This window comes from Desulfovibrio desulfuricans (genome assembly GCF_024460775.1).
GTDB lineage: Bacteria > Desulfobacterota > Desulfovibrionia > Desulfovibrionales > Desulfovibrionaceae > Desulfovibrio > Desulfovibrio desulfuricans_E.
Genome location: NZ_JANFYZ010000004.1, coordinates 311,405 through 330,501, shown reverse-complemented (window position 1 = coordinate 330,501; position 19,097 = coordinate 311,405). Strand labels below are relative to the sequence as shown.

General features: G+C 54.7%; 14 protein-coding genes. 3 read left to right on the top strand and 11 right to left on the bottom strand.

Going from position 1 to position 19,097, the window contains the following annotated elements:
- Nucleotides 1–40: 40 nt before the first annotated feature.
- The 6 genes from purF to NE637_RS07235 form a co-directional block, all read right to left on the bottom strand.
- Nucleotides 41–1,444: an amidophosphoribosyltransferase gene (gene purF, locus NE637_RS07260; protein WP_192113140.1), complete on the bottom strand. Its 1,404-nt coding sequence runs from the start codon at nucleotides 1,442–1,444 to the stop codon at nucleotides 41–43.
- A gap of 5 nt (nucleotides 1,445–1,449) precedes the next feature.
- A complete protein-coding gene (locus tag NE637_RS07255; RefSeq protein WP_022659035.1) occupies nucleotides 1,450–2,262 on the bottom strand; it encodes a tetratricopeptide repeat protein in 813 nt (270 codons plus the stop codon).
- 9 nt (nucleotides 2,263–2,271) lie between these two features.
- Nucleotides 2,272–4,818 carry a DNA gyrase subunit A gene (gene gyrA, locus NE637_RS07250; RefSeq protein WP_192113231.1) on the bottom strand — a complete coding sequence of 849 codons (2,547 nt, stop codon included), beginning with the start codon at nucleotides 4,816–4,818 and terminating at the stop codon, nucleotides 2,272–2,274.
- A 212-nt stretch (nucleotides 4,819–5,030) separates the two neighbouring features.
- Nucleotides 5,031–7,436, bottom strand: a complete 2,406-nt coding sequence (gene gyrB, locus NE637_RS07245) for a DNA topoisomerase (ATP-hydrolyzing) subunit B (RefSeq protein ID WP_227118187.1) — start codon at nucleotides 7,434–7,436, stop codon at nucleotides 5,031–5,033.
- Nucleotides 7,436–8,590 carry a DNA polymerase III subunit beta gene (gene dnaN, locus NE637_RS07240; RefSeq protein ID WP_227118186.1) on the bottom strand — a complete coding sequence of 385 codons (1,155 nt, stop codon included), beginning with the start codon at nucleotides 8,588–8,590 and terminating at the stop codon, nucleotides 7,436–7,438. The genes gyrB and dnaN overlap by 1 nt, the downstream gene beginning before the upstream one ends.
- 150 nt (nucleotides 8,591–8,740) lie before the next feature.
- Nucleotides 8,741–10,078: a DnaA/Hda family protein gene (locus NE637_RS07235; RefSeq protein WP_227118185.1), complete on the bottom strand. Its 1,338-nt coding sequence runs from the start codon at nucleotides 10,076–10,078 to the stop codon at nucleotides 8,741–8,743.
- Between the two features lie 371 nt (nucleotides 10,079–10,449).
- On the opposite strand from NE637_RS07235, the gene NE637_RS07230 reads away from it, so the two are divergent.
- From NE637_RS07230 to NE637_RS07220, 3 genes are all read left to right on the top strand, one after another.
- The gene (locus tag NE637_RS07230; RefSeq protein ID WP_227118184.1) at nucleotides 10,450–11,946 is read left to right on the top strand and encodes a M23 family metallopeptidase; all 1,497 of its coding nucleotides are present in this window, start codon (nucleotides 10,450–10,452) and stop codon (nucleotides 11,944–11,946) included.
- A 96-nt stretch (nucleotides 11,947–12,042) separates the two neighbouring features.
- Complete coding sequence (locus NE637_RS07225; RefSeq protein ID WP_227118183.1) at nucleotides 12,043–12,267, top strand: hypothetical protein; 225 nt, start codon at nucleotides 12,043–12,045, stop codon at nucleotides 12,265–12,267.
- A 237-nt stretch (nucleotides 12,268–12,504) separates the two neighbouring features.
- Nucleotides 12,505–14,001, top strand: coding sequence for a sigma-54-dependent transcriptional regulator (locus tag NE637_RS07220; protein WP_192113145.1), 1,497 nt, complete (start codon nucleotides 12,505–12,507; stop codon nucleotides 13,999–14,001).
- Nucleotides 14,002–14,153: 152 nt separating this feature from the next.
- Here the strand turns inward: NE637_RS07220 and NE637_RS07215 are convergent, their stop codons facing one another.
- The 5 genes from NE637_RS07215 to NE637_RS07195 form a co-directional block, all read right to left on the bottom strand.
- Nucleotides 14,154–14,825 (bottom strand): RraA family protein, encoded by a 672-nt coding sequence (locus NE637_RS07215; RefSeq protein ID WP_227118182.1) that lies wholly within the window; start codon nucleotides 14,823–14,825, stop codon nucleotides 14,154–14,156.
- Between the two features lie 50 nt (nucleotides 14,826–14,875).
- Nucleotides 14,876–15,967: a mandelate racemase/muconate lactonizing enzyme family protein gene (locus tag NE637_RS07210; RefSeq protein ID WP_227118181.1), complete on the bottom strand. Its 1,092-nt coding sequence runs from the start codon at nucleotides 15,965–15,967 to the stop codon at nucleotides 14,876–14,878.
- Between the two features lie 66 nt (nucleotides 15,968–16,033).
- Nucleotides 16,034–16,537 carry a tripartite tricarboxylate transporter TctB family protein gene (locus tag NE637_RS07205; protein ID WP_227118180.1) on the bottom strand — a complete coding sequence of 168 codons (504 nt, stop codon included), beginning with the start codon at nucleotides 16,535–16,537 and terminating at the stop codon, nucleotides 16,034–16,036.
- Complete coding sequence (locus NE637_RS07200) at nucleotides 16,485–18,038, bottom strand: tripartite tricarboxylate transporter permease (RefSeq protein WP_227118179.1); 1,554 nt, start codon at nucleotides 18,036–18,038, stop codon at nucleotides 16,485–16,487. Before NE637_RS07200 ends, NE637_RS07205 begins: the two co-directional genes overlap by 53 nt.
- A gap of 54 nt (nucleotides 18,039–18,092) precedes the next feature.
- Nucleotides 18,093–19,055 (bottom strand): tripartite tricarboxylate transporter substrate binding protein, encoded by a 963-nt coding sequence (locus NE637_RS07195; protein ID WP_192113149.1) that lies wholly within the window; start codon nucleotides 19,053–19,055, stop codon nucleotides 18,093–18,095.
- Nucleotides 19,056–19,097: the final 42 nt, after the last annotated feature.

The window sequence follows — 19,097 nt, the reverse complement described above, 5'->3', positions numbered from 1 at the left end:
CTGGCTGCCCTGACGTGCAAGACGGCGCGAAAGAAATGGTCTACCTGCTGGCGCAAGGGGATTCAAGGCTGAATTTTCCGGCGCAGTCGTCACAGGGCACGGGATATTCGCCAGTGAAGCAGGCCATGCAATAATGCTGCGGCTTGCTCACAGAACCCAGCAAGCCTGCGATGCTGAGATAATGCAAAGAATCCACATCCAGCTTGCGGGTAATTTCCGCCAGATTGTGCTGAGCTGCAATAAGCTCCCCGCGTGAAGAAAAGTCTATGCCATAAAAGCAGGGAAACTTGACCGGCGGGCTGGAAATGCGGATGTGCACCTCTTTTGCGCCCAGCTCCCTCAGCTTTTTGACGCGCGTCATCATGGTGGTGCCGCGCACAATGCTGTCGTCAATGATGCAGATGCGCTTGCCGTCAATCATTTCGCGCACAGGGTTGATCTTAACCCTCACCCCAAAGCTGCGCATGCTCTGCGAAGGCTGGATAAAGGTACGCCCCACATAATGGTTGCGGATCATGGCATGCTCATAGGGCAGGCCGGAGCGTTGGGCAAAGCCAAGTGCGGGATAAATGCCCGAATCCGGAAAGGGCATCACGTAGTCCACTTCCGGCGCAGATTCATCAGCCAGATTCCAGCCCATTTTTTTGCGGCACAGATAAACCTGCTCGTCAAAAATATATGAGTCAGGCCGGGCAAAATAGACCAGCTCAAAAATACACTGGCGGGGCTTCTCGGGCAGCGGCCCCATAAGGTGATCGCTGCGCACGCTGTTGCCGTCTACAATAATCATCTCGCCCGGTTTCACAGAACGTTCAAAATCGGCCTCAAGCAGATCAAAGGCGCATGTTTCGGAGGCGAACACGGGGCTGCCGTTCATACGGCCAAAAGCCAGAGGATGGAAGCCGTGGGGGTCGCGCACCGCCACCATAACGCCGTCTACCATAACCAGCAGACAGTACGCGCCGCGAACCCGGGCGCAGGTTTCCTTGACTGCGCCGGGCAGATCGTTGTGCCTGAGCGCGCGCACCAGCAGATGCATGAACACTTCCGTGTCATTGCTGGTAGAAAATATGGCGCCCTCGTTCTCGAGGTCTTCGCGCAGCTGCGCGGCATTGACCAGATTGCCGTTGTGCGCAAGCACCACATCCCGCCCCTTGAAATGGGCAAGAAATGGCTGGGCATTGCTGCTGGAGGAACGCCCGGTGGTGGAATAGCGCACATGGCCTATGGCCGTTCTGCCTGTCAGAGCCTTGAGGTGCCCCTCTGAAAAAACATCGGGCACAAGGCCCATGCCCTTGTGTTCGTGTACGCCGTCGGTGTCAAAGGTAACTATGCCCGCGCTTTCCTGGCCGCGATGCTGCTGTGCATACAAACCGAAATAAGCCAGACGAGCCGCTTCCTCGTGGTCATAAATGCCGAATACGCCGCATTCGTGCTTGATCATAGGCCTTACTTCTTCAGTTTTTTGCGCAGATGCGCAATGCGATTATCAATGACCGACGGATTGGGATAATCGTCGCGGGCCAGTTCAAAGTTTTTCAGGGCTTCTTTTCCCTTGCCGAGCTGTTCAAGGGCATCAGCCAGCAAATAGCCCGCCAGACCACGCAGAATCTTGTCCGGATCGCTGTCCAGTATCTGTTGACAAAGGTCAGCCACATCCTGCCAGCGTTCCCTTGCCATGTTCTGGTCAGCAAGGTCGTACATGCACATTATTTTGTCATGATCCGCCATGGGCAGAGCAAGACACTGCTGCAAGGTATCTTCGCCTGCGTCAAACCTGCGCAGGTTAAACTGCATGGCCGCCAGCCTGCGGTAACCATCCACAGTTTGCTCCGCCGACAGGCCTGCAAGACCTATATAAGCATTCCAGGCGTCCGCGGCACGGCCATAACGCCGCAAACCTTCGTTTACCTCGCCCATACGCCGCAAAATAACAGCGCTTCTGGCGTCATTGTCTGCAAATTCCGCCAGCATGGTTTCAAGGCATTCAAGGGTGGCGCGAGGTTCCTGCCCGGCGGCATTGAGCACCACCAGCAACTGCTGCCACGCTTCCCAACGCAGGTCAGCATCCCGTGCCTCACGCAGATAACGCTCAAGCAGCCTTTCGGCAAGGGACCAGTCGCGCAAAGAAACTGCGGTGCGGGCTGCGGAAAGGTCATCGCCCACCATGCTCTGGTCTTTGCAAGCGCACAAAAAGCCAGCAAAAACCAGGCACAGACACAGGGTCAAACCCTTGCCGCAAACCCGCCGCAATATTTTCATCAGCTATGGTTATTCTTCACCGTCATCGTCCGCACTGTCGTCAGCAAGCCCTTCGGACTCGGCAACAACAGTCGCAGAAGCGACATCGGTCAAATCGTCATCGTCCATTTCGGCGCTGGCGTCCCTGCCGGTCTGCCCGCCTTCGTCCACACGGTCAAAGCCCACCACATGACCGCCTTCATCAAGGCGCACGAGCATAACGCCCATGGTGGCGCGGCCCTTGCTGCGCACATCGTCAACGCCGATGCGCACAATCTTGTTGGAAGAGGTCAGCAGGATAAGACCATCGTTGTCGCGCACAGGCATTGCACCAATCACAGGCCCGGTCTTGGCCGTCACCTTGAAGTTGATGATGCCCTTGCCGCCGCGCGATTGCAGGCGGTAGAGATCAACGCTGGTGCGCTTGCCATACCCATTGGCGGAAATGGACATGATTTCGGTGGTCTGGTCGATATCCTTGACGATAACCGCCGCCACCACAAAATCCTGCCTGCGCAGGGCAATGCCCTTGACGCCCGTGGCCACGCGGCCCATGGGACGCACATCGTTGCAGGCAAAGCGGATGGAGAAACCGTCCGCCGTAGCCAGAACAATGTGGTTGTTGTCGCGGATGGGGCGTACCACCACAAGTTCATCATCCTCACGCAGGCCCACGGCCATGAGGCCTGTTTTGCGGCACTTGGCGTACAACGAGGCGGAAGAACGCTTGATCATGCCCCTCTTGGTAATGAACAGGAAGAATTTGTCTTCGGCAAATTCGCGCAGGGCGAGAACTGTCGTAACCCACTCGTTTTCTTCAAGCGGCAACAGGTTGTTGATATGCACGCCCTTGGCCGTGCGGCTGCCCTCCGGCACCTGATGGACCTTGAGCTGGTGCATGCGCCCCTTGTTGGTGAAGAGGCACAGATACTGGTGATTGGTAGTGGACAAAAATTCCTGCACGTAGTCGTCATCCGAGGTGTGCAGAGCCGCAATGCCCTTGCCGCCGCGTTTCTGCTGCTGATAATTCTCAAGCCCGGTACGCTTCATGTAGCCACGGCGCGACAGCGTGATGACCACTTCTTCGTCAGGGATGAGATCTTCAATATCAATGTCGGTCAGGGCTTCGCGCAGCACTTCCGTACGGCGGGGCGTGGCGAAATTATCGCGGATTTCGGCAATCTCGCGCTTGAGTTCGCTGCGCAGCACTTCGGCATTTTCCAGAATGGAACGGTAGAATTCGATCTTCTGCAGCAGATCCTTGTATTCGTTCATCAGCTCTTCGCGCTGGAGACCCGTCAGGCGCTGCAACCGCATTTCAAGAATTGCCTTGGCCTGCACTTCAGAAAGCGCAAAACGCTCCATCAGGGCATTACGGGCTTCTTCCGGATTGGCGGAAGCGCGGATAAGGGCCACCACTTCATCGATATTGTCGATGGCGATGCGCAAGCCTTCCAGAATATGCGCGCGGGCTTCGGCTTTTTCCAGATCGTAACGCGTGCGGCGGATGACCACCTCACGCCTGTGATCCACAAAGCAGGAAAGCGCCGTCTTAAGGTTCAGCAGTTGCGGGCGGTTGTCCACCACGGCCAGCATGTTGATGCCGAAGCTCGTTTCCAGCGGCGTGAACTTGTACAGGGCGTTGACCACAATGTCGGGGATGGTGCCGCGCTTGAGGTCAATAACAATGCGTATGCCCTTGCGGTCGGATTCATCGCGCAGGTCGGTGATGCCGTCAATCTTGCGGTCATTGACCAGAGCCGCGATTTTTTCCACCAGAGAGCTTTTGTTGAGCCCAAAGGGAATCTCGCGGATAACTATGCTCTGCGCGCCCTTTTTGCGGTCTTCAATTTCAATGCGCCCACGCACCTTAACCGTGCCGCGCCCGGTGTGGTAGGCATCGTACAGGCCTTTGCCCGCGTAGACAAAACCCCTGGTGGGGAAGTCCGGCCCTTTCACATAATCCATGAGCTCATCGATGCTGCACTGCGGGTTATCCAGCAGCAGTTGCAGGGCATCGCACAGTTCACCCAGGTTGTGGGGCGGAATATTGGTGGCCATACCCACGGCAATACCCGAGCTGCCGTTGAGCAGCAGGTTGGGAACCTTGCTCGGCATGACCGTCGGTTCCTGAAGGGTGTTGTCGTAGTTGGGGCGAAAATCCACGGTGTTCTTGTCCAGGTCGTTCAAAAACTCCTGGGCAAGCTTGGACATACGCACTTCGGTATAACGCATGGCAGCAGCGGCATCACCATCAATGGAGCCGAAGTTGCCCTGCCCGTCCACCAGGGGATCGCGCATGGAAAATTCCTGCGCCATACGTACCAGTGCGTCGTACACGGCAGAGTCGCCATGCGGGTGATATTTACCGATAACGTCACCGACGATACGCGCGGATTTTTTGTGCGGACGGTTGTAGTTGTTGGCAAGTTCGTACTGCGCAAAAAGAATACGCCTGTGAACCGGCTTAAGGCCATCACGCGCATCCGGGATGGCGCGCCCGATAATGACCGAAAGGGAATACTCCAGATACGATTTGCGGAGTTCTGTTTCAATGCTGATCTGCGGCTGCTGCATATCTGCCACTGCGGGCCTCGCTGCTGTTATTTGGGGCTGGAAGGGCAAGCCTTCCTGAATACAAAGGGCCTGAGCCCTGCTGCATCCCCATTTTACGTGTCATGCGGCGAAAAACCTTGTTAAAAATCAGGCTGTTCGCTTCACGCTATTGATATATTCACAGGAAAGCGTGTGGAACTGTCCGGCACGGACAGCCCACACAGATTCTCCTTTTAAATATCCAGATCCTGTACGGCCAGGGCGTTGCGCTCGATAAAATCGCGGCGCGGTTCCACCCGGTCGCCCATAAGTTCCACAAAGGCGTCAGAAGCTTCGTTGGCATCTTCCACCGAAACTTGCAGAAGCACGCGATTTTCCGGGTTCATGGTGGTCACCCAGAGCTGGTCGGGGTTCATTTCACCAAGACCCTTGTAGCGCTGGATATTGATGCCCTTGCGGGCTTCATCAAGCACCATGCGCATGAGCGTAAACAGATCCTCTGCGGCAACTTCGCCATCCTTCTTGCGCAGGGTAAAGGCAAAAGAGCCGCACTGCTGGCGCAGTTCGTCAAAGAGCTGCCAACCCTGTTTGTAAAGACGGGAGGAGAAAAACTCCATGCCCCTGCGGGTGTGGTGCCCGCCGGTATTTTCAAACACGGCAAACAGGCGCTCTTCCTCGTCTTCGCTCTTTTCCCGCTCAAGGGTGAGCATGTAACCGTGACTGTTGAGCCATTCGGTGAGCTCGCTGTCCTGATTTTCAAGGTTATGAGCGTCAATCTGCTTTTCATGGGTCACAAGGGCCATGAAGAGGTCACGCGGGGTGCCGGACATTTCGGCATCGTTCACGCGGCCTTCGGCCTTTTCAATGTGTTCCATGAGGCTGATGAGCTCCTTGCCTCGGAATTCCTTGCCGTTGGAGGCCACCACGGTCACGTCTTCGCTCACGCGGGTGAGCAGAAATTCGTTGAGCGCGGGGTCGTCCTTGATGAACTTTTCCATGCGCGAATTGTGCACACGGTACAAAGGCGGCTGGGCGATGTAGACAAAGCCGCGCTCCACCATTTCCTGATACTGCCTGAAGAAAAAGGTCAGCAGCAGGGTGCGGATATGCGCTCCGTCCACGTCGGCGTCTGTCATGATGATGATTTTATGGTAGCGCAGCTTGTCGAGGTCGGTGTCTTCCTCGCCGATGCCTGCGCCCATGGCGGTGATGAGCGCCTTAACTTCCTTGTTGGCAAGCATCTTGTCAAAGCGGGTGCGTTCCGTATTCAGGATTTTGCCGCGCAAGGGCAAAATAGCCTGGTTTTTGGGATTACGCCCCTGCTTTGCAGAGCCGCCTGCCGAATCACCTTCCACGATGAACAGTTCGGATTCAATGGGATCCTTGCTCTGGCAGTCGGCAAGTTTGCCGGGCAGCGAGTTGTCGGAAAGCGCGCCCTTGCGGCGGACAAGCTCCTTGGCGCGGCGGGCTGCGTCCCGCGCCCGCGAGGCGTCCACGGCCTTGTCGATAATGAGGCGGATATCCTTGGGATTTTCCTCAAAATACACATTCAGGCGGTCATACACCACACCGGCAACCAGACCGGCAATCTCACTGTTGCCAAGCTTGGTCTTGGTCTGCCCTTCAAACTGGGGCTGGGGCAGCTTGACGCTGATAACGGCGGTAAGGCCCTCGCGCACGTCATCACCAGACAGCGAGGTGTTCTTCATCTTTTTGACCAGGTCGGCCTGGCCCTTGATGTAGCCGTTGATGGCGCGCGTGAGCGCAGTACGGAAACCCACAAGGTGGGTGCCGCCTTCCTTGGTGCGAATGTTGTTGGCAAAGGTGAAAATGTTTTCCTTGTAGCCAGCATTGTACTGCAAGGCAAAATCCACGGTAACATTATCAACAATGCCTTCACCAAAGATAATGGGGTGAATGCCCTGCTCGCCGGAGTTGAGGTCGCCCACAAACTGGCGGATGCCGCCCTCAGCATGGAACACATGGGTTTCGCCGATGCGCTCGTCGATGCATTCGATTGTCAGGCCCTTGTTAAGATAGGCCAGCTCTTCAAAGCGCTTCTTCAATGTTTCATATGAAAACTCGAGAACTTCAAAAATCTCTTCGTCAGGTTTGAAGCGAACGGTGGTGCCGTGCCCTTCAACGAAGCCCTCGCTGATAACCGCCAGTTCGTCCTGCGGTACGCCACGGGCGTAGTGCTGGCGATAGCGTTTGCCATTGCGGCGCACAGTGACTGTAAGCTCTTCAGAAAGGGCGTTGACGCAGGAAACACCCACGCCGTGCAGACCGCCCGAAACCTTGTAGCTCGAGTTGTCAAACTTGCCGCCAGCATGCAGCTTGGTCATGACCACCTGCACGGCGGGCACGCCTTCCTTGGGATGAATATCCACAGGAATACCGCGCCCGTCATCGCGAACAGTCACGCTGTTGTCAGCATGCAGAATAACAGTGACCCGCGAACAGAAGCCGGCCATGGCTTCGTCAATGGAGTTGTCCACTACCTCGTACACCAGATGGTGCAGGCCGCGCGCGTCTGTAGAGCCTATGTACATGGCCGGGCGCTTGCGCACAGCCGAAAGGCCTTCCAGAATGGTAATGGAAGAGGCGTTGTACCCGCCGTTGCCGGTTTCAGGAGCCATTAAACGTCTTCCTCGCTATAGTAGGTCGTTTCAGAAACCTTCATGGGCATGATGATAACCGTATAATCGGCATCATCGGCGCCGCGGATACCGCAGGGGCCTTCAGAGCCGGTAAGCATCATGTCGATCTTTGCAGAAACAAAGTGTCCCAGCACGTCAAGCAGGTTGCGCGTGGGGAAGGCAATGCGTTTTATATCGCCATTATAAGCAACTTCAAGGCTTTCATTGGCCGAGCCCACATCCTGCCCCTGGGCGGAAAGCAGGGCTTCCCCGGCAGAAAGATCCATGTAGGTGCAGCGGTCGCTCTCGGTATTAAAAATGAGGATACGACCAAGCGCTTCGATGGCTTCCTTGCGGGCAAGAGTCATGGGGTGCATGTCTTCGCTGGCAAGCTTGCTCATGAAGATGTTGTAATCAGGGTATTCGTGGGCGGCGCGGGGCAGGCTGAGCGTTTCAGCGCCATCCAGGCTGCGCAGATACAGGCGCTTGTCGGTGATGTTCAGTTCAATTTCATCCACGCCAAGCCATTTTTTAATGTCTGCCAGGTATTTCTTCTGGATCAGCATGCCCCCTTCGGGCAGACGCTCGGCCAGCTCGTCATGGGTAAAGGAAACAAGGGCAAACTGGTGGCCATTGAGACCGCACACGTCGATGCGTCCGTTGCCGCGCGGCTTCATGCACAGGCAGGCAATGGCGTCCATGGCGTCGTCGTCGCTGATGCAAAAGCCCACCTTGTCCAGAATGTCCTGCAAAAAGTCGCCAGACCAGGTGACGGCGTTTTCAGCAGGAAAGGCAGAAAAATTCTGAAACCACTCCGCTCCGCTCACAGGCAGCTTGTAGGTGCGACGTCCCTGTTCCAAAAGCAGATTGCCAGAAGTTTCATCAAGGGTGAGGTGCAGAACACCCGTGGGCAACTGACGCACAAGATCCACAAAGGCTCTGCCCTGAACGCCTATAAGGCCAGGCGCGGCCACTTCGGCAGGATAACGCCCGGTAAATTCAATGTTGGCGTCAGTGGACATGACTGAAAGGCTGCCTTCTTCAGCCTTAAGCCAGATGGAGCGCAGATACTGCGCCCCTGCCTTGGCAGGAATGATGGCAGCTGCCTTCAAGAGGCCTTCGATGATCTGCTCTTTGTTTACAGTAAGTTTCATATGTTTTTTCCTTACTATTATAGTCGTCTGTGTCTATGTTCTTAAGACAGATAACTTGCTTTTATCATTGAAAAATCAAGTGAACATCCCAACACCGTCCAAGGAAACACCGGGAACATTTTCCCGTATTTTCGCCCGGTTGGCGGGCTGCTATTGTGCCTTGAGCTCCAGTTCTGTCACTAGTTGTTGGAGCGCTTTGTCACTAACTAGAATTTTCTTAATTTTTTTAATAGCATATATGACAGTACTATGGTCTTTTCCGCCAAAGGCCCGGCCGAGTTCCGGGTAGGAAAGACCCAGCTTGCGCCTGCATATATACATGGAAACCTGCCGCGCCAGCACGAGGTCTGGCCGGCGTTTGCCGCCAAGCACGTCTTCGGGCCGCAGATTCATGGCCCGGGCCACTACGCCAAGAATTTCCAGACAACCTGGTGTTTTGTCGGCCACGCCCGTGCGCACAATGTTTTCAAGGTCTGCCTGCGACAATTCGCACCCTGTAACGGAACAAAAGGCCGCCACCTTGAGCAACAGCCCCTGCAACAGACGAAACTGCGAACAGCGCTGCGCAATGAACAGCAGCTGTTCCCGCGTGAGATTCATGTGCCGTTCTTTGCTCATGGCCTGGAGATAGCGCATTCGCACATCAAGATCAGGCTCCATGAGTTCTACCACAAGCCCGCTTTCAAGGCGCGAACGCAAACGTTCGTCCAGAGCCTTGAGAGCCTGCGGCTGACCCGTGCAGGCAAAGACCATCTGCCCGGGCTTGCCGTCCTGCCCGATGCTGCGTGGGCAGGCATCCATGCAGGATACCAGTTTACGTTGCCATGCCGGCTGCCCGGCAAGATCCTGAATATCATCCAGCAGCAGAACATCACACTGTTGCCAGAAAATTTCCGGCCTGCGCACCCATGCCGGATTGTCTGCGCAAAAGCGCGCAGCCGCAGCAATAATTACGCGGCTACCTGTATGCCCTTCTGCCAGGGTGGCTGCCATGGATCGCAAAATATGGCTTTTGCCTGTGCCGCTGTGCCCACAGAGCAGAAAGGGATTGTAGGCCACATCGGCGCGTCTTTCTGCAATCTCCTTGGCGGCAGCCAGGGGAAAGGCATTTTTTGCATTGGCAATAAATGCTGTGAAGGCATCGTTTTCAATTCTGGGCGCTGCGGGGGTATCCGTGCGCACCATAAAATTTTGCTTGTTCTGATCGGCAGTTTTTTGCTCCACATGCGGGAGCGACCATGTTTGCGCGTGCCCCAGGGCGGGCTGCTCGTATACTATTTGCGGAAGCTTTTTGTCGGCAAAGCGGCAGGAAAGCGCCTGTTCAAAAAGATCGCGCTTTTGCTGGTTGAACCACGCGGCAAAATAAAAGTGGGGAAAGCCGACGGTTAGTGTATCGCCTTCATGACACAGGGTAAGGGATTCCAGCCAGTCTCCCCTGTCGTTGGCTTTTTGCTGTGCCAGTATGTCCCGCAACTCGTTTTTCAGCATAGCGTATGTGGCCTGTCCATAGGCCTGTGGATAACTGTTCCTTCCGGGGCGTTGCGCCAAGACATGTCGGCATTTCAGGCAGGGCCCACAGGCCTTGTATGCCGGATTTGGCGCGGTTCTCGCCATGAAGGAACAAAGAGCATGCATACCATAAAGCTTAATATGAAACAAGTGCCGCCATATCCAATGGCCTCCAGGCTCCCCGTCCGGCGGTGAAAAACAGGGAGGATCGATGATATGGGTCAGCGGCATGGATACAGTTTTTATAATATATTGCATTACCTGTTAAAATCTGTGAAAAACCTCAATGCCTGTTAAGGCGGCTGGACAAGGAACACCACGGCAGGTATACGTTTGCAATGTTTTTGCACATGAAGATTCGCTGGATACTGGTCGCGGCCCTGTTTCTGCTTTTTGCAGGTTTGTTTGCCTGGGAAAAGGGTTGGCTTCCGTTCGATCCGTTACAGGCTGACATCCCCGTTTCTGGCGTGCAGTCTTCTACTGATCAGGCAGCGTCTGCCGACGGCGGGGAGAACCCTGCCAATGCTACCAAAGCCCAGGGGGTAGAAGCCGCCTCTCAGGCAAATATTGCTGAAGGTGACGGAAATAGCGGAACAGACCTGACGCAATCCGCTGCGCCGGACGCTGCAAATCCAGATGAAGAATCTGCCGCCCCTGGCGAAGAAGTGGTCAAGGGCACGGTTGAGAAAGGTGATACTGTCATCAAGATTCTTGCCGGGGCAGACAGCCAGGCCGTGCAGGATTATATAAGCGCCGCGCGCCGTGTTTTTTCCATGCGGGCTTTTCGCGATGGCCAGCCCTACGTGGTTGTGACCGATGCCGCCACGGGCAAGGTAAAGCGTTTTGAATACGAAATAGACAGCCGCCGCCGTTTGGTGGTGGAGGGCATGGAACAGCCCGTGGCCCGGGTGGAGGCCATTGAATATGTCACCCTGCTCACCACCATGAGCGCCACTATTGACGACAATCTTTTTCAGGCAGTGGCCGATGCCGGGGAAAGCCCGCAAATGGCCCTTAAGCTGGCAGAGCTTTTTGGTTCGGAAATCAACTTTATCCGTGATCTGCAGGAAGGCGATTCTTTTTCGGTGCTGGTTGAAAAACGCTACCGGGAGGGCGAATACAAGGGCTATGGGCGTATTCTGGCCGCGCATTTCACCAACAAGGGTAAAACCTTTGAGGCCTACCTGTTCCGCGAAGGAAACAAGGCCGCCAGCTATTATAACAGCAAGGGCGAAAACGTTCGCAAATCACTGCTGCAGGCTCCCCTGGCATTCACGCGCGTGACCTCGCGCTTTACAAAAAACCGGCTCCATCCCATATTGGGATATAGCAGACCACATGAAGGTGTGGACTATGCCGCTCCCACGGGTACGCCAGTCAAGGCTGTGGGTGAAGGTGTTGTTACGCAACGTGGCTGGGCTGGCGGCTATGGTAACCAGGTTATTGTGCGTCATGGCGGTGGGTTGGAGTCTTTGTACGCGCATTTGTCCGGCTATGCCCGGGGCCTGCAAAGCGGGCAGAAGGTGCGTCAGGGCCAGGTTATTGGTTTTGTGGGCATGACGGGCCTTGCCACTGGGCCGCATCTTGATTTCAGGCTGCGGCAGAATGGTAAATTCGTAAATCCCGCCAAGGCCATTAACCCCAGAGGCGAACCGGTCAGCAAGAGCGCCATGAGCGCCTTTGAAAAAGTTATGGCTGTGGAACTGGCAGCGCTTAAGGGAGAAAAAACTTTTCCCGAATATACTGTGGACAGCATTGTGGTCGACAAGGTGGATCTGCCGCAGCCTGAAAAATCATCTGAGCCGGAACACAAGACAGAAAAGCGCAAAAAGAAACATAGAAACTAGTTTATGTTAAGCTCGTAAAGTTTTTTCCGACAGGCACGCCACATCTCGCAGACGGATGTGCGGCATTGAGGCGGACTTTCCGCCCAGGGGGGCTTTATGACATACTACGACCCAGCATCCGGGCTTTCTGTTATCGTGCTGCCGGGTTCTCCCGGCAATCCGGACTCCATTACGTACTACCCCTCCATTATCAACGATTCCACGGCGGCTGCGGAAGCCCTGCTTGCGGAAGAAAGCGCCAAATCCTTCATGCAGACCCAGTGGCGGCTCGCCGCCTCCAACATGGTGGGGATTGGCGTTATTGCCAGCAGTTGGGCCTGAGTGTCGTTTGTCACGAAGATGCGAATTTTTTGTTAATTATTCAATATATTATATAAAAAATATAACATATTGACCACTTCCATGCTGATATTTCAAGGCAGGCCTTTGCCCAAGCAACTGCCAAATCTGGCTGAAAGTTACACTGTTTTCCTCCTTTTTTGCTGCAAGTAACCGAACATGGTCTGTTTTGGGCCTTGGCGGTTGCATTGTGAAGCGCGAAACGATACAAAAATTCTCATGTCATCGCGCCGTCTTCTTTTTCTTACCCCCGCTCAGGCAGTCACTGCCGTCTTTCCAGCGTTGCGAAATGCGGGCTATGAGCTTGGCATTGCAGAAAATCTCAAGGGCGCTTCCGTTTTTATAAAAAAATCCGGGCCGGACGTGATTTTTTCACGCCCCGCGTTGCCGGGTTTTCGTGTGGAAGATCTGCTTGCAGTTGGCGCGGAAGACCCCAATTTTCCCCCGGTCATAATTATTACGGACAAAGGCAGCCCTGAAGAGGCCGAGAGGCTCATGGGCCTGGGCGCGCGGGACTACTGGCTTGAGCCGCTGGATGTGGACCGTGTGGCCGCTGTGGCAGGCCAGAAGCGCAAGGCTGCCCCGGTTCCGGCTGTGTCCACCCTTGGCGGACACAAAACCCGTCACGAAGGTTCCGGCCCGCGTATTGTGGGTGAGCATCCGGCCATTGCCCGTGTGCTGCAACTGGCCCGCCAGGTTGCCGGATCGCGCGCTACAGTGCTGATTACCGGTGAATCGGGGACTGGTAAGGAAATGTTTGCCCGCTACCTGCATGCCATGAGCAAGCGCGCGGAGCAGCCCTTTGTGGCCGTGAACTGCGCCGCCCTGCCGGAACACCTGCTTGAGAGCGAGCTTTTTGGGCACGAGAAAGGTGCGTTCACTGGCGCCATTGCCCGCAAGCCTGGCAAGTTTGAACTTGCCGATGGCGGCACCCTCCTGCTTGATGAAATTTCTGAAATGGATCTGGCCCTGCAGGCAAAGCTCCTCCGTGTGCTTCAGGAGGGCGAGATCGACCGCGTGGGCGGCACCGAGACCATCAAGGTTGATGTGCGCGTGCTTGCCACTACCAACCGTGATCTTGAAGGCTGGGTAAAAGAGGGCAAGTTCCGTCAGGACTTGTATTTTCGGCTGAACGTTATTCCTCTGCGGCTGCCTTCGTTGCGCGAGCGCGGGGATGACGTGCTGGAACTGGCCAGATTTTTCATCGGCATGTATACGCGTGAATACCAGTTGCCTGCCGCCCCCCTTTCTGAAAGCGCAATTGCCTGGTTGCAGCAGTATGATTTTCCCGGCAATGTGCGCGAACTGCAAAATCTGATGGAACGCGCAGTGCTGCTGGCTAATGGCCGGCCTGTTGAGCCTTGCCATTTTCTGCTTGAAAATGAAGACTGGCCGCTGTTTGAAGAAGAAGCTCCCCAGTCGGCTGCTCTGGTGGAAGAAGCCCATGCCAACGCATTGGCCGCTTCTGCGGCTGTTCAGGATGTTGACGCACCACGCTCGGGTGAATATGCCCCGGCACCGGGCGTACCGGCTGGAGAGAACCGCATGCAGGGCGCTGTGATCCCCTTGCACGAGATGGAGCGCATTATGATTCTCAAGGGGCTGGAGGTAACCTCCGGCAACCGTACGCAGGCCGCCGATCTACTGGGTATTTCAGTGCGCACGCTGCGCAACAAGCTGAACGAATACCGCGCTGCCGGGCACCCCATCGACTGATATTGCACGGATAATTTTTTCTGACATATATAAAAACGCCCGCAGATGCGGGCGTTTTGCGTTACTATGGTTCGCGCCTGATGCGGAGGTGGGCGCGCGGAGGGTCTTTTGCAAGACTACCCCTCCCCCGCAACTACCCACCATGAAAGGTACTAGCTGTGGATATCGCAGCAGCTTTTGGCGAGTTTGTCATAAAGCCATGTCATGTCCATTGAACCGTGTTTTTCAATTGATTGCAGCTTTTTTAAACCAGCTTCCGTAATTTTGCGGGCCTGTTCCGCCACAGAAGCTGCCTCCTGCCGACGGATGGACACAATGCCGTCCGCATCCGCCACGATCAGATCACCGGGCTGAATAACCACGTTGCCCATGCTGACAGGTATGTTGATTTCGCCGCAGGCGTCCTTGTATGGCCCGTTGGGCGACACCGCCCGCGCGTAGACGGGAAAATCCGTCTGCCGCAGGGCTTCGGCATCACGCACGGCTCCATCAATCACAAAGCCTGCCAGACCGCGAGCCTTGCCAAGTGCCGCTACAATTTCACCAGCTACGGCTCTTTCCGTATAGCCCGCGCAGGATATTACCAGCACGTCGCCGGGTCTGGCGTTGTCTACAGCATAGTAGAGCAGCAGATTTTCACTTGCTGGCAGATTGACGGTATAGGCTGTACCCAGAATGCGGTTGTTGTTAAAGGGCTTGAGCGCTGACGGCAGGGCGGCGTTGCGGCCCAGAGCGTCGCAGATGTCCGCAACAGCCAGATCAGCGTACTGGCGCACAATTTCAGACGAAAGGCGGTCAATCTGACAGTTGATGGCATACCGCATGTTTTGTCCCCTGCGCTGAATGCTTGCCCACCTTTGCCAAGCGGGGTTGATCAAATGTCTATACGGTAATGCTTAACAACATCCTCATTCACGTCTATGCCCAGCCCCGGCGCGTCAGAAACTGTTATTTTGCCGTGGACAGGCCGGAAATCCGGGCTGATGAAGCTTTCTTCAATGGGGGTGGTGCAGATTTCCATTTCGTTGCCAAAGGGGTTTGCCATGACAAAATGGGCTGTGGCCGCCACACCTGCGCCGTAATAGAACGAGTGGGTTATCAGGGGAATATTCCAGGCTTCTGCCATGCCCAGAATTTTGCGGCAGCAGGACAATCCTCCGGCCTTGATAACGTCGGGCTGTAAAATATCAACGGCGTTTTTTTCAATCAGGGTTTTGAAGCCATAGTGGGTGTATTCATTTTCGCCTGCGGCAATGCTGATGTTGCTGCGTTCGCGTATGAAGCTCAGACCATCATAATCATCCATGGGGCTGACGGGCTCTTCAAGCCAGCGGAGGGAATATTTTTCCATGCGCTGCGCCATGGTAACCGCTTCCCGTCTGCTCCAGCAGCCGTTGACATCCAGCGCAAGTTCAACGTTGTCGCCAATGGCTTTTCTCGTTGCAGCCACAGATGCCACATCCCGCTGGTGCAATTTGACCATATGATAGCCGTCTCCGGCCTGGGCCGCGGCGTCTTCCGCTGCTTCTTCCGGCGTCGGGTATGGAGGGAGGCTGGCGTATCCACGAATGGAACTGTGGTGCGCGCCCCCGAGTAATTTGTAGACCGGGAGGCCGCTCATTTTTCCCAGGATGTCCCACAGGGCGATTTCAACGCCGCTGATGGCGTTCAGTACCATCCCTTTGCGCCCGTATCTGAAGGTGGCGATGTACATTTTTTGCCACAAGGCATCGATGCATGTAGGGTCAGCGCCCATCAACCGGGGTTTGAGAGCTTCAACGATGAATTTTGCCACGGCGCATGGCGTGAGCCGCCAGGCTTCGCCAATTCCGGTTATTCCTTCATCCGTGTGAATTTTTACCAGTACATGGCCGTCGCTTTCAGTGTTAAAACATTTTTCAGATTTTGAAGCCTTTATTTTTTGCGGAATGCGCAAAGGTATAGCCTGCACATCAGTAATTTTCATCCCACACATCTCCATGTAATGCAGTGAATCACAACAAACTTGCCGATGTTCTATTCAGGCATGTTTCTAAAAAAACATGCCTGTGGGCGTGGGTACATTGAGCAGTTTCACAAAGCTGAGCCAGATCAAGAGGCAAAATATCAGGGAATACAGCATGCTGACTTTGGCCAGATGCCCAATACCTTTGTTTTTGTCGCCCAGAATCATGGACGTGCAAAAAATAAAGGCAGCCGTGCTGACAAAGAAGCCAAGGATTGATAACAACACCGCGTAAATCAATGCTATTGCGGCAATTATTGCTACCTTTTTCCAGGCAACGGCTTCGGTTTCACAAGAAGTATTGTCACGCCGTTTCAGGTATATCCCCTTACCGACAAACCACACCCCGCCAAGGGCGATCACCGTAAGAAGCGCCGCAGGAAAGACGCGCGTCACGTCTTCCAGCTCTTGCATCTGCACGGCGAAAGCGGCGCTGATTGCCAGAAAACACAGTCCGCACAGGATATCTTGATTGCTTTTACACATTGGCATTCTCCGGGCGTTCATCCTGACAGCGACATTTTGCTTCATTTTCCTGCATACGCAGTTTTTTCAGGTGCAGCAGATACGGGGTGGCCAATGAAAGCGCCAACGCAAGCACAAGCACCTTGCTGATGGTGCTGTTGAGCATGATGGCAGGGAGGCCGCCCGGCACGGAGTGGGCAAGATCAAGGCACTTGCCAAGGTTTTCTTCAATCATGGGCCCCAGAATAACGCCCAGGGCCATTGCCCCGGTGTCCATGCCAAGCTTGCCGCCAAAAAAGCCCACAAAACCGAACACCATAACAACCCATATGTCGATTATGCTGTTGGAAATGGCATAAGCGCCAATATATGACAGAACCACAATGCCAATGGCCACAAAGGTCAGCCTCAGCGTCAGCAGTTTTGCCATGCAGCGGCACAGAACAAAGCCAATGGGAATCATGAGCAGATTTACGGCAAACTGCGAAAATATGAATGTGTAGGCCAGATCGCCTGTGGCAGAAAAAATCTTGAATCCAGGCTGGATGCCATGCGCCATAAGCGCCCCAAGAATCACGGCTGCAACGGCGCTGCCGGGAATCCCCAAGGTCAGCATGGGGATAAGAGAACCACCGATGACCGCATTGTTGGCGCTTTCAGACGCGGCAACACCCTCTATGCATCCCTTGCCGTAAATGGAAGGATCTTTGGCCCATCGTTTGCTCTCATTGTATGCGATGATGGAGGCAATTTCTCCGCCTGCTCCGGGCAGCATTCCCACCCATGTGCCAATAAGCGACGAGCGCAGCAGAATTTTTTTGCATCGGCGGGCGAGGTATGAGGCTGTTTTTCCAAACGTGCCCTTGCGGGGATTGTAGTCAGCCACAAATGTTTTATCAGTACCAATCAGATAAAGCACTTGCGAGAACGAAAAAAGGCCAATCATGCACGGGATGACGGAAACACCCTGAACCAGGCCGTAAGAACCAAATGTGAACCTGGGTACGCCAGCATTGGGATCAATGCCAATGGTGGAGATAAGCAGCCCTATCGCGCCAGAAACAATACCCTTGCCCATGTTTCCGGGGCTCATAACGGCAATGGTGCTCAAACCAAAAAGACACAGCCAGAAATTTTCCGGCCCGCCGAATTGCAGGGCAAATCGAGCCAGAGCGCCAGCAAGGAACAAAAGGAAGAATACACCTACAATGCCGCCAAAAGCAGAGGAAAGCAGCGAGGTATACAGGGCTTTGTCCGCTTCGCCGTGTTGCGTAAGCGGCCAGCCGTCAAAAGTTGTGGCAACAGAAGAAGGCGTACCTGGTGTGCAGATGAGCACCGCCGAGTTGGAACCGCCGTAAATGGCGCCTACATAAATGGCGCCGAGCATGACAAGACCCGAGGTAGGATTCATGGCAAAGGTCGCGGGGACCATCAGGGCAACACCCATGGTAGCCGAAAGACCCGGCAGGGCGCCAATGACTATGCCGCCTGTGAGGCCGACAACCATAAGGAAGATATTCAGGGGATCAATGAGGTTCAGAAGCGATGGAACGATAAACTCGGTCATATGTGGCTCCTGGGGACAGGATGGCCAGTCTGCTGCCCATCCTGTCCAAAAAATCTATTTGAGTAGGCCGGCTTCTGAGAGCAGAGCTTTGTCTTTTTCCTCGACAGATCGGATGTAGGCTGCTGTGGCAGCTCCATCCAGGTACTCCGCAGGTTGGCCGGCTTTTTTCATGTCCGCCAGATATCCGGGATCGTTGCAGATTTTCTTAAAAGTTTCCCGCAAAAACGCCATTTTGTCCGCGGGGGTGCCCTTGGGGGCAGCAAAAATGCGCCGTATGTCAGAAACAAGATTCACGTTTTGTTCACGCAGGGTCGGCACATCGGGCAAAAAGTCATTGCGCTTTTCTGCCGCAACATTGAGCACATTAAATTCGTCAATGGAGCGCATGACATCGTTGATATTGCCAAAAATCAGATCAACTTCGCCGCCAAGCAGGGCCGCGTTCTGATCAGCGGCTCCTTTATAAAAAACACGGCTCAGCTTCACATCAGGGAAGAGTTTGTTGAACTCCAGAAACATCAGATGATGGCCGCTCAGCGGGCCGACAAGCCCAACCCTGACTGCATTGGGAGAAGCCTTTGCGGCATCAATAATATCCTTGAACGACTTGAACTTACTTGACTTAAGCACGGCGATGCACTGTGGGTCGTTGACCACCTGGGCAATGTATTCAAAGCTGTCTGCATTGAAAGAGGCGCGCTGTGCAAGGGATTGAAGTACGAGATGCGGGACGTTAAGGCCGCCGATGGTGTAGCCATCAGGGTTTGCCTTGGCTATTTCCGTAAAGCCGATAATGCCGCCAGCGCCGGGTTTATACACAAACACCCAGGGTTCTTTGACATATTTATCCCAGTACTTTTGCATGATGCGTGCTTGAACATCACTGGAGCCACCTGCGGTAAAAGCAATGATCATGCTGACGGGTTTGTCTGGGTACGCGGCGGCAACCGGATGGGCAGCCATTGAAATGAGGGAGAGGGCGAGGAAAAGGCAAGGTAAAATGGCTTTGAACTTCATCTAGGCCTCCTTTTCGAAAGCAGTATCATTCCTTTTTTGGGG

What these genes read in the sequence shown, in the direction of transcription:
- purF (WP_192113140.1), bottom strand. Translation starts at nt 1,444, where the DNA reads ATGATCAAGCACGAATGCGGCGTATTCGGCATTTATGACCACGAGGAA.
- NE637_RS07255 (WP_022659035.1), bottom strand. Translation starts at nt 2,262, where the DNA reads ATGAAAATATTGCGGCGGGTTTGCGGCAAGGGTTTGACCCTGTGTCTG.
- gyrA (WP_192113231.1), bottom strand. Translation starts at nt 4,818, where the DNA reads ATGCAGCAGCCGCAGATCAGCATTGAAACAGAACTCCGCAAATCGTAT.
- gyrB (WP_227118187.1), bottom strand. Translation starts at nt 7,436, where the DNA reads ATGGCTCCTGAAACCGGCAACGGCGGGTACAACGCCTCTTCCATTACC.
- dnaN (WP_227118186.1), bottom strand. Translation starts at nt 8,590, where the DNA reads ATGAAACTTACTGTAAACAAAGAGCAGATCATCGAAGGCCTCTTGAAG.
- NE637_RS07235 (WP_227118185.1), bottom strand. Translation starts at nt 10,078, where the DNA reads ATGCTGAAAAACGAGTTGCGGGACATACTGGCACAGCAAAAAGCCAAC.
- NE637_RS07230 (WP_227118184.1), top strand. Translation starts at nt 10,450, where the DNA reads ATGAAGATTCGCTGGATACTGGTCGCGGCCCTGTTTCTGCTTTTTGCA.
- NE637_RS07225 (WP_227118183.1), top strand. Translation starts at nt 12,043, where the DNA reads ATGACATACTACGACCCAGCATCCGGGCTTTCTGTTATCGTGCTGCCG.
- NE637_RS07220 (WP_192113145.1), top strand. Translation starts at nt 12,505, where the DNA reads ATGTCATCGCGCCGTCTTCTTTTTCTTACCCCCGCTCAGGCAGTCACT.
- NE637_RS07215 (WP_227118182.1), bottom strand. Translation starts at nt 14,825, where the DNA reads ATGCGGTATGCCATCAACTGTCAGATTGACCGCCTTTCGTCTGAAATT.
- NE637_RS07210 (WP_227118181.1), bottom strand. Translation starts at nt 15,967, where the DNA reads ATGAAAATTACTGATGTGCAGGCTATACCTTTGCGCATTCCGCAAAAA.
- NE637_RS07205 (WP_227118180.1), bottom strand. Translation starts at nt 16,537, where the DNA reads ATGAAGCAAAATGTCGCTGTCAGGATGAACGCCCGGAGAATGCCAATG.
- NE637_RS07200 (WP_227118179.1), bottom strand. Translation starts at nt 18,038, where the DNA reads ATGACCGAGTTTATCGTTCCATCGCTTCTGAACCTCATTGATCCCCTG.
- NE637_RS07195 (WP_192113149.1), bottom strand. Translation starts at nt 19,055, where the DNA reads ATGAAGTTCAAAGCCATTTTACCTTGCCTTTTCCTCGCCCTCTCCCTC.